Origin of the sequence: Gracilibacillus saliphilus (assembly GCF_010994085.1) — a bacterium.
In the GTDB taxonomy this organism is placed as follows: domain Bacteria; phylum Bacillota; class Bacilli; order Bacillales; family Amphibacillaceae; genus Gracilibacillus; species Gracilibacillus lacisalsi.
Genome location: NZ_WJEB01000005.1, coordinates 11,222 through 27,837 on the forward strand (window position 1 = coordinate 11,222; position 16,616 = coordinate 27,837).

The window sequence follows — 16,616 nt, forward strand, 5'->3', positions numbered from 1 at the left end:
CCCCTTTCATCAAAAGATAACTCCTGCATGTAAAATAACGTTGGCATATGGTGTGTTTTCTCCTGTTCGAATAATGACTTTGGCGTCTCTAGTTAATTGTTTAAACCGTTCGTGTTGCACATAATGGACAGGTATATCATATTTCAATAAGGCAGCATGTAACGGTTGATTTTTCATCTTTATCTCTTCTGCTAAAGTGAATTGTTCTACTTCCATCTCTTGTAACATGATTGAAAGTACGTCCAAGAAATGGGGCACACCCGGTTTTAAAGAAAGATCAATACATGTTACATCGTTAGGAATCGGCAAGCCACAGTCAGCTATAACAATTTGGTCTGTATGTCCTAATTTTGATAATGCTATCGATATGTCTCTGTTTAATACGCCATTTTTTTTCATGATGATGGTGCTCCTTCCAGAAATTCAATAACCTCTCGCATTGTCGGCATTCCTTGTTGAGCGCCTCTTTTTTGTATAGATAAGGCTGCTGCTGCATTTGCAAAAGTAATCGCTTCTTTCAAATGTGTCCCTTTAGCAAGTTGAACCGCCAAGGCCCCATTAAACGTGTCTCCCGCACCTGTTGTGTCAACAGGTGTCACTCTGTAACCGGTTACCGTTTTGAGATTATCTTCGGAACAGTATTCTACTCCTTTTTCACCTAACGTAACGATCATTTTCTCTTTATAAGTATCTATATCATCTGAAATTTCTAACTTCTCTGTTTCATTAGGTGTTAGATATGTGCAATGTTCTAAAACAAATGCTGATAAACGTTGTGCTGGTGCAGGATTTAATATAACTGGTATTCCTTTCTCAGAACAGTAACCGATTACATACTCAATCGTATTTAACGGTATCTCTAACTGTAATAATACAACGTCACTCTCGTCTATAACATCCAAATATTGCTGAAGATAAGATGGGGTAATGCTATAGTTTGCACCAGGTGTGACGATAATTCGATTGTCATTATCTTTTATTAAAATCGTAGCCACGCCGGTATGCTCATCGGTAACCGGTTCCACATTGTCGATATTAACCTTTTCTTTGCTGAGATTATCGATTAATATTTGACCAAAAGGATCATCTCCTACACAACCTAACATATTAACTTGTGCTCCTAACCTTGCACATGCAACAGCTTGATTAGCTCCTTTCCCACCTGGATTATAAAAGAATGACTCGCCCATTATGGTTTCTCCCTGTTCAGGGATCCGTTCACTGGTTGTTACTAGATCCATATTTATACTACCGATAACGGTAATGGATGGCTCCTTCATCATGTATCACTCCTTGTTGTTTCTCGATATTGAATAGTGGTTTCAACTTCATAATTTCTTACATCAAGTAATTGTTTTTCAATTTGCTTTATTAACAGCCTTGCTGATAAAGCTCCCATTTTATAGATTGGTTGTGCAACAGTAGTTATGGCAGGTGTTAACATTTCACCTAAAGGTATGCCATCAAATCCGATTATTTGGAGGTCTTCAGGAATTTGTTTGTTGATACTTTTTGCGACTTTTAGAACACCCGCAGCAGCTATATCACTACTAGCAAATACTGCATCAATAGTTGGGTATTTCTCAAATAAATCTTTCGCAACTTCCATTGCATTTGTCATCGTAAAATCACAATCTACTACAATATGAGCAATCCCTTGTTCCTCTACTACATCTTTAAATCCTCGATACCGATCATCAGCTGGTTTTACACGATAAGGCCCGCGAATATGTGCGATGAACTCGCTTCCATTGTCAATTAAATATTCTGTTGCTTTTCTAGCACCTTCATAGTTTTTCGAGCTAACAGTTGGTACCCGATTACTAAACTGTCGATCTAATGCAACAAGTGGAATGCCAAGGTTTTCATAATTATCAGTACTCAATTGATTTGTCGTTAAAATCAAGCCATCAATATATTTTTGCTGAAGCGCTTCTAAATACTGTGCTTCTTTTCGAATATCTTCATCGGTATTACAAATAACTACCGTATATCCATAGGTTAATGCTACATCTTCAACCGCTCTCGCTAACTCTGGAAAGAAGGGGTTGGAGATATCCGGTATCAATAACCCTATCATTTTAGATGTTTTATGATAAAGGGATCTAGCTACAGAATTTGGTTTGTAATTTAAATCAGATATCGCTTTTAATACGTTCTCCTCTGCTTCTTTACTTACATATCCCTTTTTATTAAGAACTCTCGAAACAGTCGCTACTGAAACGCTTGCATATTTTGCTACATCTTTTATCGTTGGCATGTTTTCTAACCCCTTACCTGTAACCCGTTACACACACTATAATATTATATTTTTGCGTTGTCAAGATTTTTTCAAAATTTATACGTTAAAAAAATGATTCATCAATATCATTAAATTCGGCAAGTTCAGTTAGTTATAACCTACTATCACACATACATTTGCCGATATTTAGTAGGAGTCATCCCTTCATTTTCTAAGAAAAGTTTATTAAAATAACTAGGATTCGGATAGCCAGATCTTTCCGCGATTTCCTTAACCGTTAACTCTTTTTCTTCTAACAGTAATTGTTTACTCCATTGCAACCGACATAAAGTGATAAAAGCCATCGGAGTCATCTGTGTGACACGTTTAAACAATCGACAGAAATAATAGGTGCTTACTCCCGTTTCTTTTGCCCAATATTCGAGATCGAAGGGTTCTGGTGCCTTTTCTTGCATTTTCGGTAAAAGGGATTGAATCCGCACATCTAATTCTTGCCTAGAATTGGACTCACTTGGCACGGCAATATTGGTAAAGGTGGACAAAAAAGCATAGGTTAATGTTGATAAAGTTGATAGCTGTAAGAAGCTGTTTTCCTCAGCTTCTTGTAATAATTGTTCATGGGTTTGTTCTAATTTATCTACGTTCGGCAGTCTCCACAAAATAAATCTGCCAAAACCAATCTCCGATAAAAACGTATGCAGTGGATTTCCATAAAAATGAACCCACCTAACACTCCAAGGATCCTCTTCGCTACTATAATACCGTTGTTCCTGCTCCGGGAAATAAAGAAAGGCATCTCCTTTTTTTAACATATATTGCTTTCTATCTATCTCTACATAGCCAGACCCCGCTACAACAAAATGTATACTAAAATTATCTAATGAGCCTGCTTCCCGATAGACGTCATGGTCCGCTTTCAACCTATAGCACCCAACTGATTCAGGCAGGATCATATATTCATGTTTTTTCAGTATAGGCAATAAAACTTGACGATTCATTATCCTCACATCCTATAGAACAATATTGTGTTATCTGATAGCAAAAAGCTTCTATTTTCATATTAATACCAATCGATTATAATAACAATAAAGTTATAGGAGGAGGTTAAACGATGACGATTAAATGGGGAATTATAAGCACCGCAAATATCGCACAAAAAGCAGTTATACCAGGAATAAAAGAGTCAGAAACAGGTGAAGTATATGCCATTGCCAGTCGAAATCTAGACAATGCAAAAGAAACAGCTGAGGAATTAGAGATTCCCGTTGCATATGGAAGTTATGAAGAATTATTAGCTGATCCTGATATTGATGCCGTTTACATCCCATTACCGAATCATTTGCATAAAGAATGGTCGATAAAAACTATGGAAGCTGGAAAACATGTACTCTGCGAAAAACCGATTGCTTTAAATGCCAAGGAAGCACTAGAAATGGAAGCAGCAAGTAAAAAAGCCGGAGTTGTTCTGGCAGAAGCCTTTATGTATCGCTATCACCCCAGATATCAAAAGATTCAAGAGATCATTCAATCAGGAGAAATCGGAGAAATACGCGGCATACATGGAGCATTCACTTTCAACAATGCAGCTGCAAATGAAAATGTTCGCTTCCGAAAGGGTTGGGGTGGTGGTTCCTTATATGATGTTGGAGTTTATCCGATAAGTGCCGCTAGAATGATTTTAAATGAAGAGCCACAAGCAGCAACTGTTCATGCTTTCTTTTCCGAACAGCATGACCAGGTAGATATGATGGCATCCGGAATATTGGAATTTGATCATGGTGTTGCACTTACCTTTGATTGTGGCATGTGGGCAGACTTCCGAAATCGATTAGAAATTTTAGGGACAGAAGGTAGAATTGAGATTCCTTCTGCTTTTGTTACAAATCAGAATAAGCAAGACCATTTTTACCTACACACTAGTAAAGGAACAAAAGAGGTAGAAGTCCCCTATGTAAATCAGTATGCACTACAAGCAGATGTAATTGGACATAGTATTCAGCAGAATAAGACATTACCTTTTCCTGTTGCAGATGCCATTTTAAACATGAAGGTGTTGGATGCATGTCTTACTTCCGCTGAGGAAAGAAAACGTATTGAAATTACGAAAGGGTGAGCTGAAATGAAAACGATTCAAATCGATGGCCTAGATAAGTCTATTACTACATTAATTCAAGGGTCCGATTATTTTAAACCGAGTGTATATGATAAAGTCTGTCAGGTATTAGATCGTTATATAGCGATCGGGGGCAATACGATTGATACCGCTCATATTTACTGTGGTGGAGAAAGTGAAGTAGCGATCGGCATGTGGCTAAAAGAACGGAATAATCGAGAGGATGTCGTTATTTTAACTAAAGGCGCTCATCATGACCAAAACGGACCACGTGTAAATCCTGAGGCAATTAGTCAAGACCTTTTTGAAAGTTTAGAAAGACTTGGTACCGATTATATTGATTTATATGCATTACACAGAGATGATCCTGATGTACCCGTAAGTGAAATTATTGATGCCTTAAATGAACATATTGAAGCTGGTCGTATCAAAGCGATTGGCGGCTCCAACTGGACAACAGAACGAATTCAAGCTGCAAATGAGTACGCAGCTGCCAATGGCTTAATAGGCTTTTCATTCAGCAGTCCGAACCTTAGTTTAGCTAAGGCAAATGAGCCATTCTGGAAGGGATGTGTCTCAACTGATAGTGATGACAAGAAATGGCACGAAGAAACACAACTTCCCCTTTTATCATGGTCTTCACAAGCAAGAGGATTTTTCACTGGCAGGTTTACACCAGAGGATCGAAGTAATGAAGATCTAGTTCGCGTGTTTTATAGTGATGCCAATTGGGAGCGACTGGCAAGAGCAGAACAACTAGCAGATAAAAAAGGCGTAACCGCAATCCAAATTGCTTTGGCTTATGTATTAAATCAAGCCTTCCCTACTTGTGCCCTAATTGGAGCCCAAAATGAGCAAGAACTTGTCTCCTGTTTGGAAGGATCAAATATTGAACTATCGAGAGATGAAGTTGAATGGTTAGAAAATGGGAGCTGACATAGGTGTTGCTTATGACATGACACTTCGAATTCCGAATGAATAGAAGCGGGCGGAAATCATGAATAAATAGCAAAATAAATAAGCAAAGGTAATTTCTTAAGAAGCTGACTTTACTTTTGTTTCAAGTGCTACTCTCGAAGACATTTGTTTCGATTTTTACTTCCTTTTGTCCTCGAGAACCGATCTCGGGGACACTTTTTCCGATTTTTGGCTTTCTTTTGTCCGCTTATCCTAAACTTATAAGTCTAATAATGGTATGACATTGATGACAGGTTCTTCATAAGGATGGATGTTTTTAATAACTCTTTTGGCTTCAGCGATATTTTCGAGTGAACATCTAAATTCCATTTTACACTCAGATCCAAAGGAAATTTCCCCTTTCGTTCCATCAAAAGGGGAAGATCCTTCTAATGGCCTCCAGTAGCCCTTCACAACAGAGTATGAAACAACATTATCATACTTTCCAACAGTTAATAGACCAATATTATTTAACTCATCTCGCAACCTTTCTATATAATCTTCTGGAACCAAAATTTCCACTTTTACAGATTCAAACTCCATTCAAGTACCTCCGTCTGTATTCGTTTTGAAAATATATATTACTCAACTTCTTTTGTATACTTCTCTGGTAACAACTCCATCACATTACACTTTACTAGTTTACTATGATAAGAAATGATGACATCCGTATTTTTTCCATAATCACTGATAAGTTCTCGACACATACCACAAGGAGAAACAACCCAACATTTCTCTATGTCTTCGTGAGGATGTGGATGAGCCACTGCTACAATCGTTTCAAATTCGTTCTCACCTTCAGATATAGATTTGCCAATTGCCATTGCTTCCCCACATACCGCTATTCTACCGACATTTGCTTCTAAATGGACAGCTGAGAAAACACGGCCAGATGTTGTTCTTACAGCTGAACCAATATGATGTCGACCATACTTATAATTTTTTTCAATTACTTTTTCGGCTTCTTGAATTAGTTGATAATCTTTATCTTCTAAAGGTTTTACTTTTAACATAAGTGGTTCACCTACTTTCTATTGCTTTCCTAAAACCATTTTAAAGTTATCCTTGATACCAGTCTATTGCTTTTGCTTCTATTTCTTTTACAAGTTGTTCTTTACCATTAATATATGATCCAATATCATAGGGAAACTGTTGAGCTAATTCTTCTTTTAACTCTCCATAACTTTTCTTTGATTCTGGATGAAATCGTAAGTAATCCCGAAAAGCTAAATGTCGTTTTATTTCATAACTACCAACCTGAAAAAAATGGACGTGATGAGTACGATTGTCTCCACCCTTTTGAAAGTACCTCCGTCCAGGTATGCCATTTTCTCCTTTTTGTATATATCCAATCTTGTTCATTTCCGCATTGAATCTATCAATACTATTAATATCCTTAACAACAGGCATCATATCAATGATAGGTTTGGCTTTTAACCCTGGAACTGATGTGCTGCCTATATGGTAAATGTCTACAATATCATTCCCAAAAATGATTTTAAGTTTGTTTGCTTCCTCCAAAAACATTGCCGGCCATTTTTCATTATACGGACAGACTTCCACCTTTCTCACCATATCGCCCCTTTTTATTACCTAAGCTCTCTAGAGCATAGTAACCACTACACCATTATTTTAACATTTAGTTCCATTTTATTCTTCAAAATGCAAAAATAAGAAAAGGTAAAATATTCATTTCCTCCCATTCTAAATTTAATAAGCCACGCGCTGCTTTTATCCTGAAAGCATCCACCAACATCTGTTACATGGATCGGTTAGCTTGACAAATCCCTAGCTAATTGTTTTCTCCCACTATAAATGGTATTATTTAATTCTAAGGATTCTCGTAAGTCTAATGCTATAACGAACTTTTCAACATGAAGTAAATTTAAAAAGTGAGTAGGTGAACGACATAATAGAAATAAAAACATCTGCACTCAGTGATGGGGAATTCAATAGAGGAGTGTTCGCTAAAATTGATATTAAAAAAGGGGAGCTTATCCATGAAGCACCTGTTATTGCTTATCCAAATGAAGAGCACAAACACATTGAAAAAACCTTGCTTGCTGATTACGCATTCGAGTATGGAATAAATCATTCTGCTATCCTTTTTGGCTACGGAATGCTATTTAATCATTCCTATGAACCAAATGCCAATTATGAGATTAACTTTGATAATCATACCTTTGACTTTTATGCATACACAGATATAACTGCTGGTGATGAGATTGTCATTAATTATAATGGCGATGTAGATAACATGGACCCACTTTGGTTTAATGATGAAAAGAAATAACAAAGAGAAAGACCTCGTACAAGAGGTCTTTTTTCCATGAGGTGTATGAACCATTAAAATGTAGCTATATCAATTCCATTTAGTACATAGGTTGCAACGATTAATACTAATAGATATCCAGCAATTGTCCAGTACAAATCAAATTTCGCTTCCTTCATATGAACAAGGAATAGATAGATATGTAATACTCCATAGAGCATTAATGCAAACACATATGTAATCACAAATAAATCTACCATTAAAAATCCAAAAAGAAGAATTACTACACAAAAGACAATTGCAAAAGGAATATTGACGATCGCATAATTGGTCAGCAATTCCTTGTGATCCATCTTTCTATTACCAGTATAAAGCAATAACAGGTATAGGGAAAAATAGCCGACAGCAAACGTAATAATCCAAGAAAAAATACTTCTGATTGCAAACATAAATCCAATATCACTAAACATACTTAATAAGCCATCAAAACCAAACCTGTAAAAAAGGAAGGTACAAATACCTATCAATAATGATAAAGCCATTAAAATTAGTCCACTTGTTTGGATACGAATCGTTCTACTTGAACTCACAATTGCATGTGGTCTTAGGATAGCATCTTTCAAAATACTTCTTGTTTCTTTTACACTTTCTCCAAAATCAAAGTTTGTAGATGAGCTGTCTTGTTTCTTTTTTTCCGTTGAGATTGCTACAGCCTCTCCAGTTTCTTGGTCTAAATTCACCTCTTCAATCTGATCTTTTTGCTCCGATTCTTGCGTATTATTATTCTCCACTTCGTCACCTCTTCAAGTTTAGTTAACAATGTAAAAAATACCATTAATATGCAACGACTTCAATAGGTATTTTCCACTATTTAGTAGATTAGGTGATGATCATCTTCTTGTGTAAAAAAGAGAATATATCGATTGCTAAAATGGTCATCGAGCTACCAATAAATTGTTAAACCCTTAACGAGCCACGAAATCCTCTGGCAGCATAATAAGAGGACGCACCATTGTGATACAAGAAGACATGCCCGTAGCGATAATCACAAAAAAGGGCTCCGCCGTGTTCTCTAATATCCGAAGGTGTTTGCACCCAACTCGAGGTTTTTAAATCGACACTTTCCATTCCCTGTAACGCTCGATATTGCTCCTCCGTTAAAAGTTCAATGCCCATGTCTGTTGCCATATCGATAGCGCTATTTTCTGGTTTATGTTTCTTCCTTGCCTCCAGTGCTTCGCGGTCGTAACAAACACTTCTGCGACCTTTAGGACTTTCTGCTGAATAATCATAAAAAATGTATTCATCCTTCTCTTTATCATAGTCCACAACATCCGGTTCACCGCCTGTTCTTTCCATTTCATTGAGTGACCACAGTTTATCAGAATTAGCTTCTAGCTTGGCTTGGACTTTAGCCCACTCAAGACCCTCATGACGGTTCATGTTTTTCTCAAAACGCGCTTGCAATGTCTGAAGTAATTCTTCCTGTTGTTCTAGTGACAACTCCTTTTTATTGTTTGCCATGTTTATTTCCTCCTTATTAGTTACTACCTTTTTTTCAAAAAAGGTTAACGATAGTTGTTTATTTACTCGGACTTCTTTCATCTTTTGAAATCCATTCTTTTTATAAAAATGAATGGCTGGTGTATTGTTAGATCCTGTTGCTACTTTTATTGTTTTAAGTTCGAACCTACTTTCGATAAAATGGAACAGCATTTGTGCAATACCTCTCCTAAAATGGTTTGGATGGACGATTAATCTATGTATATCCAATGTTTCATCCTCTACTTTTATAGATATTGCTCCACATAATGCTTCATTGTCATAATAACCAAAGAAAGTTTCTCCGCAACTTTGCAAAGTATCGACTGTATCTTTTAATGGTGGTATATCATATGAACCAATGATTTCTGCCTCTACCTGATATGATGGTATTTGAAGATCCAATATATCTTCCGCGTTTTTTCTCATACTGATGTCTATTCTTTTTATCAAATTAGCCTCCCTGTTAAATCATCCCCGTCCTAGTATTAAGCCTACGTATTTCCATCATAACATGATTTACTCTTACAAAAGAAAAAGATGACCATTTTTTATGATCATCTTGTTGAATTCTTTCACTCATTAGCTTCCACAATAAGTTTAGCTTCCTTTATAATTTTTAACTTTACGTCTTTTTCATTAAATTCTAATGGAGAATTGTCATATTTAAGCATGTCTATCATTTCATTGATTTCAAACCACTCCATCAAGTCTTCTGGATATTGAAGCCCCATTACAATATGAAAAATTTCATCTGCCAAATCCAACCTCTCAGATAGAACTTCATTTGTTAATATTTGACTTGCTAAAAAGGCAATATAGGCTCTTGCACTTGTCTCAAAGGTTGGTGTTTGAACTCTAACTCTATCTATTTAAATAAATACAATACTTTTACATATACAAAGTATTTTCAGGAAAAACTACTATCACAAATTTTCGTAAAACTGGAGGTAAACATGACTATTGTCCGCCTTGGCTATGTTGCAATGAGCAAATATGTTCAAAATGCCTCACCGTCACAAAAGATGACGTTTAAGCAATTTGATAAGATAGCTGATAGAGAGGCAGCCGTTCGTAAACTAGAGCGTATCGCCAACCATAATTTACATAATACATTAAGAATTTTAAAGCATAACGTAGCTTCAGATATATACTTTTACCGTTTAACATCAAGACTTATTCCATTAGCTAACCATGAAGAGCTTTTGGATTGGAATTATCTGAAACCACTCAAGGAGAATCTAAATGAAATTGGAGAATACGTAAAGAAGCATCAAATGCGAGTAGATTTCCATCCAGATCATTTTGTCCTACTAAATTCTTTAAGAAAGGAAGTATTGAGAAATTCAATTACCACATTAAAAATGCACTATTTATTGTTAAAAGGAATGGGTATAGACCCTGAGCACCGATGTGTGATACATATCGGAGGAAAATATAAAGAAACAGAGAAATCACTGGAGCGATTTGTGGATAATTGGATGGTTGTTCCCAGAGCTATTCAAAAAATGATCATGCTTGAGAATGATGATACTTCTTTTACTTTGGATGATACGCTTTTTTTATGTGAAAAACTGGGGATTCCACTTGTTTTTGACTATCATCATCACATTGTTCATCATCAAATGGATAATTGGGAGGACAACTGGGAGCGTATTATACAAACATGGAAATATTCACCTCTCCCGATCAAAATGCATATATCCAGTCCAAAAAGTAAAGAGAAGATCCGTCACCATACTGATTATATAGATATCGATATGTTTTTTCATTTTTTAAAAGAAATAAATGGAACAGTACCACAAATTGATTGTATGATCGAAGCAAAGCAAAAAGATGCAGCTTTATTTAAACTAATCAAACAAGTCCAATTAAGAGATGACATCGATATGATCAATGGTTCTACTTTTCGATTAAAATAGCAGGTATAGTATGTTAAAAAACGCTATGTTTCACTAGTGATAGATTTTTTGTCCTTCATTACGTTTATGATGGACACTTTTCTCTCGTTTTCGTCTTTTTTGTCCTTCATCACGCTTATGATGGACACTTTTCTCTCGTTTTCATCTTTTTTGTCCTTCATCACGCTTATGATGGACACTTTTCTCTCATTTCTCTCTTTTTTGTCCTTTATAAAAAAAAACGCCCAAATAGATTAGACGTTTGTGTTAGACCAAAGGATTAGCCAAAGTGATGAACATTACTCTAAGTTAACCCAAAATAAGTACTTTTCCCATTTCTTTTCGCATCATACATCGCTGTGTCTGCCTCTTTTAACGCTATTTGAATATTGTTCGCATTATCTTCATCGAGCATACATATTCCGATGCTGGCAGAAATCGAAACAGCAACAGGGTAATTGCTCCATTCCGATAAAGCATGAATAATGTCATTCGCAATAGCTTCTAACGGTTTCTTATTTTCTTCCGTGATCACTATGGCAAACTCATCCCCGCCAATTCGAGCTAATATATCATTATTTCCGATTTGTTGGTTAATTCGACTTGCAGCTTCTTTTAACACCAAGTCACCTACATCATGACCATACGTATCATTCACTTCTTTAAAATTATCCAGGTCAAGTAACATGATCGCTTTTTTATTTTTGATATGCAAGAAATTTTCATACAAGTAATGTCTATTGTATAAGTTTGTTAAACTATCAATAGTTGCTAATTTCTCAAGCTCTAGTACATAAGAAAATAGATGAGAGAATTTTTCAAGTATCTCTTCATCCCTCTCTGTAAAAGATCCTTTTTCTGTACCCACTACACAAAGAGTACCAAACATTTTCCCATCTTTATAAAAAACAGGTACACCCATGTATGCCCCTACATTTGCTTGAGTCGTAATAGCCAAATCTTTGGTAACAGGGTGTTTACTTGTATCGTTTATGATTAATGGCTTTTGTTCACCAAGATAGATAAGCTGACAAAAGGATTCTTTAAGATCCATAGTAAGATTATTAAATTCTTCTAGTTCTCTACTATCTTCTCCTAACATTTTCACTACCGAAAATGTTTCGTCTGTCGTTTTACCTAGAAATAGCCTTTTATTTTCGAATGATTGATTAACTAATTCCAGTAGATCCTGCACTACCCTTTGTTCCAATTAAATCACCTGCTTCCGTACACTTTGTTCCTACCTTATTTACTTTTGTCTCTCTACATTACTAAACAGGTTATTATTTCTTACTCACTCATTATAACAAATTAACAATAAGCTAGCAGGTTTAAAATTCTTCCTTTATAAGATGTCATTTACCAATTGGATTCTGCAAAGCCAGTAACGGTTTAAACTTCTCTACATTTTTATAATTCAGGAAAACATCATATTGGGCTTACAGAGCTTATCTCTACTTTCTAAATTTATTCTAGTAACACGCTCCTATTTTAAAAAAGACAGTTATCTTTTTAGATAACCGCCACCAATTAATTGATTTCTTCCTGAATAGTTTTTATTTTATTTTATTTAATTGACAACTAAAATCTTGTAGATTTGCTTACCATCATGAGTTTTTGATTCTAAATAATTCTTTCTCATTACACTTGCCCAAAACCTTGCATGGCTAACTTATCAGTCATTCAAGGTTTAGATGTAAATATCAAATATATTATAATATTTCTTTTAGTAAGTTTTCAGCCTTGTGTAATTCTTTTAACAAGGGATTTGGATAGTCATTATAACTATCCATATAAGCTCTAACACCACCAATAATATTTATTCCGTTAAGATCTTTATTATCTTCAATAATTTCCAGTGCATTCTTATATCTTTTATATATTAACTGAAAAATACCTTTTTTTATTTCACTAGAATATTCCTTTTCTAGAATATTTATTACCCTCTTCACTTGTCTAGTTAATTGCTCTATTTTATCCATAAAATCCTCCTATTTACTCGGAACTTTTCTTATATCTTTTATCCATTCAGATGGCCACCCTTGTGGTAGAAGTATTTGGTCAGCATCACCTTCTAGTAAAGCACCTGTTTTTGTATATTGCTTTTCAACTCTACCTATATTTAATATTTGTCCTTTAGGAACTTCTATTATTAAGTCAAACACTCTTTGAATCAAAGAGATTTCTAAAAGGCAGAGGGAAAGCAAAGGTATAGTATTGTAGAATATGGAAGGTGGTAACTGATGGTTTTATGAGTACTTCTAATAGCTAGGATAATTAATTAGGTTATACGTTTTATAGGTGTTGTAAGTACTTTATAATTTGTTAAAGCATTATACAGGGTTTACAAGTAGTATCACCTTTTCTCTTAATAAATCGAAGTTATTCGGCACTGGGTAGCCCTTCAAAAAAAGAACCTTGAAAGCGTAATACCATTCAAGGTTCTTATCAATTACTCAACAGTACTATTTATCTTTTCTGCCCACAATTCTATTATCTTCTTTAGCTCATTTGTTTCTATTACACATTCATCTTCTTCCTCACTATAGTTATCAAGTATTTTTGTTATATCTTGATTAATCTCCAATGTACAATTATTACCTGTACATTCCTCATAATTTGACTCGCCTCTTATAACTTTGTTTATTAATTTTAACCATGGTTGACTATTGCTTTGAACATCACCCATTAGAAGTATTGCTACTGTGGAAATAGCCTCTGGAACCTCCACCTCAATACCTCTTTCACCCCCACTGTTTAAACAATATACTTGAATGGTACAAGCATCATGGGTTATACATTTCGATAAAACATATTTCAAAGCCGTCCAAAGTTTGAATTTTTTACTAAAAACAATAACACTTGTTGCCAAACAGGCAATCAAGTGCTATATCATTAATGTAATCCATTATATTTTCTATAAAACAACGAACCTATATAATCTCGAAAGCTCTTGGCTTCAATAATCCTCTAGGGAATTGTGGTTATAGCAATATAATCAATTAGATTTTAAATTCCCCACAATAACTTGAATTAGCCATTTTACTTTTCTTTCATCCATCTTTCTCATACCATATTTTTTGACGACCTCTTGAACAATATTCCAATTCTCTAATTCCAATATTATTTCTAATTCTGCCAGAAGTTTTTGGCGATATTTGACGTTTTCAAATAAATTAAAATCATTAACAATTTTATTTAATTCATTATAGTTAGCACTTACGTTAAAATAACATTCAAGGAAATATTTAAACGTTTCTAAATTTAATTCCTCATTCAAAATAATCCCACCCACTAACTTATTTATCAACTGGAAAACTTGTTAAAATTCTAAATCCTAATTCACTGCTTGTATCTCTTATTAAGACAACTCTAGAATTAGTAAGGTCGTAAATAATCTGCTTCTTATCCTCCAGAGCCCCTTTGCCAATTGAATTTTTATGTGATACATCAAAAACCTTTCTGCCTGTATCAGAATTATTTATCCATTCTGCAATATTATTTGCATTCTTACGCAAATTTTCTTGAATAGCTTTAATCGCTGTACTTTTGTCTGTAAACGAAGTAGCTGCCTCAACATTTTGTTGTATCGCTCTTTTAATCAGCTCCTCATTAGTTTTACCTACATGCCTATCTATTGTGTGTCCTCCAAGCGATTCCATTCTATCAAGAATATCGTTATCTACTTTACGAATTACCTCAGGATTAACATTACTTGTAACCTTATTACCATCCCCACGCCCTTTAAACAACTGCAACTGCGTCTCCTGGAACCTTTTCGTTTCCATCCGCATCATAGATAACGAACCAAATTCTGTTGCTAATTCCTCTTTCACTAAGACAGGAACTTTTACTTTTCCTATTTGTTCAAGCGCTTTGTCCATTTTCCCCTTGATATAATCCGTTCGAGAAGGAATGAGCTGTGTTTTTGTTGTCTGTTGACCTTTCGGAATGGTTGCCGCCGGTTTCGGTTGCGTCAATATAGGCTTGGTTAATATCTGATTTGAAGCTGCACTTAACCCACCACTAGCAAGGAGCGTCGCTAAACCAAAGCTATTTAACCAGTGTTCTGGTGAATACGCCTCCTCAGGGTTAACAGCATTTACTGTCATTTCAGTTGTCCCCATCGTAGCATAGTTCAAAAGGTGGAGACACTCGCATCATCTTGTAATGCCTGATAACGTTGATCGAATCCTTCTTTTATACCCAACACAGCACCTGGTATACCAAATGTTGCGTAGTTGGCAAAATCATAGCCAGATTCATACTTCTTTTCATTTCTTTCTTGGGCGGAGTCTGCTATAGATTTACCAATTATTTTAACACTGTCCCACGACTTGGTCACGGGCTCTACTATCTCCTCATTCAAAATGTCTTTTCCTGTTGTTTTGACGTTGTTTAAATAGTCCGTATACGCTATCCCACCCTGTAATAGATAGCGATTGGTTACATTTATTTGTTGCGTTACGGTCTCCTGCCACCAACGATTTGCTTGAAGAAGATTCTGGCGAAGACGGGCACGGAATAAGTTTTGGATCCGTTCCTCTAATTGCGAATCTGCGAATGTTGCTTTTTCATATTTTCTCAAGCCTACTAGTTGTCTGCTCTCGCGTGAATGCCTGGAAGCTAAAATAGATTGCCTATCTCTGTCCTCTTGCGTCAAAAGCATTCGTTCAAATGGTGCTTGCTCGATTGCATCCGATACGAACGAAGTGATAAAAGGTAATGAGGCCTGAAAATCATTCGTAGTTGCATGCTTATTTGTTTGCTTGGCCACTTTATCCATCAATACTTTAATTTCATGTAATGAGCTTTCCATCTGCTGATTATCGCTGCTAAAAGAATGAGCATAGCTGCTCAATTTACGTGATAGTTTACTCGTCACACGAACACTATTTTCTTTGGATTCTAATAGATGATAAGTCGATGGAGATTGGGCAGTAGTCAAGTCTGACACACGATCTATTATCCGTTCCACATCTCTTTGTACATGCTCTAGTTGTCGATATGTATCTAGTATATCATCTTCTTCTGATTCTAAGTAATCAGCTTGTATAATGGCATGGCTACTGCTATCTACTTCATCTGAGAACGCTTGGAGATGCTTGGTTATGTTTGCTTCCAACTGTTCAAAAACGCCGATAAATGCTTGAAGCAATGTCGCATGTAAAACTTGAAAATATTCTTTTGCTGCATCCGCTGCTTCTCCTTGAAATTGCTCCATATTAATGATCTCATCTATATTTCTTTGCACTTTATGAAATGCTTCTTTGATGGAGGTCGTTTCTCTTTTTATTTCTTGATCAAAGTCACTTATTTCTTTGATACTCACTTTCCAATTCGACATATTCCACCCCTCTTATGTAAAGGAAATCATATCCATTACAAATTTTAACATATAAAGGAATCACAATTACATAGGGTGAAATCACTATTTTGGGGCAGATGCAATTACTGAAGACCTACATATATTAGTATCTTAGCGCCTAATAAAAAATAAAGTACTTCCATTCCTTTAAATGAAAGTACTTTATTTTTTACTAGACATCTTTAATATCTCAGGAAAAGAGAGCATTTAACAACACGTCA

General features: G+C 35.5%; 20 protein-coding genes and 1 pseudogene. 4 read left to right on the forward strand and 17 right to left on the reverse strand.

Translation table 11 applies throughout. The annotated features are described in order from the left end of the window. Nucleotides 1-9: 9 nt before the first annotated feature. From rbsD to GHT08_RS07795, 4 genes are all read right to left on the reverse strand, one after another. Entirely contained in the window at nt 10-399 is a 390-nt protein-coding gene (gene rbsD / locus GHT08_RS07780; RefSeq protein WP_163580873.1) for a D-ribose pyranase, read from the reverse strand. Then, nucleotides 396-1,280: a ribokinase gene (rbsK, locus tag GHT08_RS07785; RefSeq protein WP_163580874.1), complete on the reverse strand. Its 885-nt coding sequence runs from the start codon at nt 1,278-1,280 to the stop codon at nt 396-398. Before rbsK ends, rbsD begins: the two co-directional genes overlap by 4 nt. Beyond that, the gene (locus GHT08_RS07790; RefSeq protein ID WP_163580875.1) at nt 1,280-2,260 is read right to left on the reverse strand and encodes a LacI family DNA-binding transcriptional regulator; all 981 of its coding nucleotides are present in this window, start codon (nt 2,258-2,260) and stop codon (nt 1,280-1,282) included. The genes rbsK and GHT08_RS07790 overlap by 1 nt, the downstream gene beginning before the upstream one ends. A gap of 146 nt (nt 2,261-2,406) precedes the next feature. Next, entirely contained in the window at nt 2,407-3,240 is an 834-nt protein-coding gene (locus GHT08_RS07795; protein ID WP_163580876.1) for an AraC family transcriptional regulator, read from the reverse strand. A gap of 113 nt (nt 3,241-3,353) precedes the next feature. Between GHT08_RS07795 and GHT08_RS07800 the strand changes: the two genes are divergently transcribed. Next, nucleotides 3,354-4,355, forward strand: a complete 1,002-nt coding sequence (locus GHT08_RS07800; RefSeq protein ID WP_163580877.1) for a Gfo/Idh/MocA family protein — start codon at nt 3,354-3,356, stop codon at nt 4,353-4,355. 6 nt (nt 4,356-4,361) lie between these two features. Further along, on the forward strand, nt 4,362-5,291 hold the full coding sequence (locus tag GHT08_RS07805) for an aldo/keto reductase (protein ID WP_163580878.1): 930 nt from the start codon (nt 4,362-4,364) through the stop codon (nt 5,289-5,291). A gap of 240 nt (nt 5,292-5,531) precedes the next feature. On the opposite strand, the gene GHT08_RS07810 is transcribed toward GHT08_RS07805, so the two are convergent. From GHT08_RS07810 to GHT08_RS07820, 3 genes are read right to left on the reverse strand one after another with little or no spacing between them, the layout of a single operon-like run. Next, nucleotides 5,532-5,855 (reverse strand): YqfO family protein, encoded by a 324-nt coding sequence (locus GHT08_RS07810; RefSeq protein WP_163580879.1) that lies wholly within the window; start codon nt 5,853-5,855, stop codon nt 5,532-5,534. Between the two features lie 38 nt (nt 5,856-5,893). Further along, nucleotides 5,894-6,325: a cytidine deaminase gene (locus GHT08_RS07815; protein WP_163580880.1), complete on the reverse strand. Its 432-nt coding sequence runs from the start codon at nt 6,323-6,325 to the stop codon at nt 5,894-5,896. A 46-nt stretch (nt 6,326-6,371) separates the two neighbouring features. Continuing rightward, on the reverse strand, nt 6,372-6,884 hold the full coding sequence (locus GHT08_RS07820; RefSeq protein ID WP_193568282.1) for a GrpB family protein: 513 nt from the start codon (nt 6,882-6,884) through the stop codon (nt 6,372-6,374). A gap of 337 nt (nt 6,885-7,221) precedes the next feature. On the opposite strand from GHT08_RS07820, the gene GHT08_RS07825 reads away from it, so the two are divergent. Then, the gene (locus tag GHT08_RS07825) at nt 7,222-7,605 is read left to right on the forward strand and encodes an SET domain-containing protein (RefSeq protein WP_163580924.1); all 384 of its coding nucleotides are present in this window, start codon (nt 7,222-7,224) and stop codon (nt 7,603-7,605) included. Between the two features lie 53 nt (nt 7,606-7,658). On the opposite strand, the gene GHT08_RS07830 is transcribed toward GHT08_RS07825, so the two are convergent. The 4 genes and pseudogenes from GHT08_RS07830 to GHT08_RS07840 form a co-directional block, all read right to left on the reverse strand. Further along, nucleotides 7,659-8,375 (reverse strand): hypothetical protein, encoded by a 717-nt coding sequence (locus GHT08_RS07830; RefSeq protein WP_163580882.1) that lies wholly within the window; start codon nt 8,373-8,375, stop codon nt 7,659-7,661. Between the two features lie 166 nt (nt 8,376-8,541). Then, on the reverse strand, nt 8,542-9,108 hold the full coding sequence (locus tag GHT08_RS22145) for a DUF4256 domain-containing protein (RefSeq protein WP_238343529.1): 567 nt from the start codon (nt 9,106-9,108) through the stop codon (nt 8,542-8,544). Between the two features lie 42 nt (nt 9,109-9,150). Further along, nucleotides 9,151-9,555, reverse strand: a pseudogene (locus tag GHT08_RS22150) (GNAT family N-acetyltransferase); the annotation flags it as partial. 146 nt (nt 9,556-9,701) lie between these two features. After that, complete coding sequence (locus GHT08_RS07840; RefSeq protein ID WP_163580884.1) at nt 9,702-9,887, reverse strand: hypothetical protein; 186 nt, start codon at nt 9,885-9,887, stop codon at nt 9,702-9,704. A gap of 195 nt (nt 9,888-10,082) precedes the next feature. Between GHT08_RS07840 and uvsE the strand changes: the two genes are divergently transcribed. After that, entirely contained in the window at nt 10,083-11,048 is a 966-nt protein-coding gene (uvsE, locus tag GHT08_RS07845; RefSeq protein ID WP_163580885.1) for a UV DNA damage repair endonuclease UvsE, read from the forward strand. A 283-nt stretch (nt 11,049-11,331) separates the two neighbouring features. Here uvsE and GHT08_RS07850 read toward each other — a convergent pair whose 3' ends face one another. The 6 genes from GHT08_RS07850 to GHT08_RS07875 form a co-directional block, all read right to left on the reverse strand. Next, nucleotides 11,332-12,237, reverse strand: coding sequence for a sensor domain-containing diguanylate cyclase (locus GHT08_RS07850; RefSeq protein WP_163580886.1), 906 nt, complete (start codon nt 12,235-12,237; stop codon nt 11,332-11,334). 502 nt (nt 12,238-12,739) lie between these two features. Further along, nucleotides 12,740-13,009, reverse strand: coding sequence for a hypothetical protein (locus GHT08_RS07855; protein WP_163580887.1), 270 nt, complete (start codon nt 13,007-13,009; stop codon nt 12,740-12,742). A 470-nt stretch (nt 13,010-13,479) separates the two neighbouring features. Then, on the reverse strand, nt 13,480-13,758 hold the full coding sequence (locus GHT08_RS07860) for a hypothetical protein (RefSeq protein ID WP_238343526.1): 279 nt from the start codon (nt 13,756-13,758) through the stop codon (nt 13,480-13,482). Nucleotides 13,759-14,025: 267 nt separating this feature from the next. Beyond that, nucleotides 14,026-14,307 carry a hypothetical protein gene (locus GHT08_RS07865; RefSeq protein WP_163580888.1) on the reverse strand — a complete coding sequence of 94 codons (282 nt, stop codon included), beginning with the start codon at nt 14,305-14,307 and terminating at the stop codon, nt 14,026-14,028. A 19-nt stretch (nt 14,308-14,326) separates the two neighbouring features. Next, nucleotides 14,327-15,139: an RNase A-like domain-containing protein gene (locus GHT08_RS07870; protein WP_202882524.1), complete on the reverse strand. Its 813-nt coding sequence runs from the start codon at nt 15,137-15,139 to the stop codon at nt 14,327-14,329. 26 nt (nt 15,140-15,165) lie between these two features. Then, nucleotides 15,166-16,374, reverse strand: a complete 1,209-nt coding sequence (locus tag GHT08_RS07875) for a T7SS effector LXG polymorphic toxin (RefSeq protein ID WP_163580889.1) — start codon at nt 16,372-16,374, stop codon at nt 15,166-15,168. Nucleotides 16,375-16,616 lie beyond the last annotated feature (242 nt).

Coding starts and splice junctions, on each gene's coding strand:
- rbsD (WP_163580873.1), bottom strand. CDS start 399: ATGAAAAAAAATGGCGTATTAAACAGAGACATATCGATAGCATTATCA.
- rbsK (WP_163580874.1), bottom strand. CDS start 1,280: ATGAAGGAGCCATCCATTACCGTTATCGGTAGTATAAATATGGATCTA.
- GHT08_RS07790 (WP_163580875.1), bottom strand. CDS start 2,260: ATGCCAACGATAAAAGATGTAGCAAAATATGCAAGCGTTTCAGTAGCG.
- GHT08_RS07795 (WP_163580876.1), bottom strand. CDS start 3,240: ATGAATCGTCAAGTTTTATTGCCTATACTGAAAAAACATGAATATATG.
- GHT08_RS07800 (WP_163580877.1), top strand. CDS start 3,354: ATGACGATTAAATGGGGAATTATAAGCACCGCAAATATCGCACAAAAA.
- GHT08_RS07805 (WP_163580878.1), top strand. CDS start 4,362: ATGAAAACGATTCAAATCGATGGCCTAGATAAGTCTATTACTACATTA.
- GHT08_RS07810 (WP_163580879.1), bottom strand. CDS start 5,855: ATGGAGTTTGAATCTGTAAAAGTGGAAATTTTGGTTCCAGAAGATTAT.
- GHT08_RS07815 (WP_163580880.1), bottom strand. CDS start 6,325: ATGTTAAAAGTAAAACCTTTAGAAGATAAAGATTATCAACTAATTCAA.
- GHT08_RS22145 (WP_238343529.1), bottom strand. CDS start 9,108: ATGGCAAACAATAAAAAGGAGTTGTCACTAGAACAACAGGAAGAATTA.
- uvsE (WP_163580885.1), top strand. CDS start 10,083: ATGACTATTGTCCGCCTTGGCTATGTTGCAATGAGCAAATATGTTCAA.
- GHT08_RS07855 (WP_163580887.1), bottom strand. CDS start 13,009: ATGGATAAAATAGAGCAATTAACTAGACAAGTGAAGAGGGTAATAAAT.
- GHT08_RS07870 (WP_202882524.1), bottom strand. CDS start 15,139: ATGACAGTAAATGCTGTTAACCCTGAGGAGGCGTATTCACCAGAACAC.
- GHT08_RS07875 (WP_163580889.1), bottom strand. CDS start 16,374: ATGTCGAATTGGAAAGTGAGTATCAAAGAAATAAGTGACTTTGATCAA.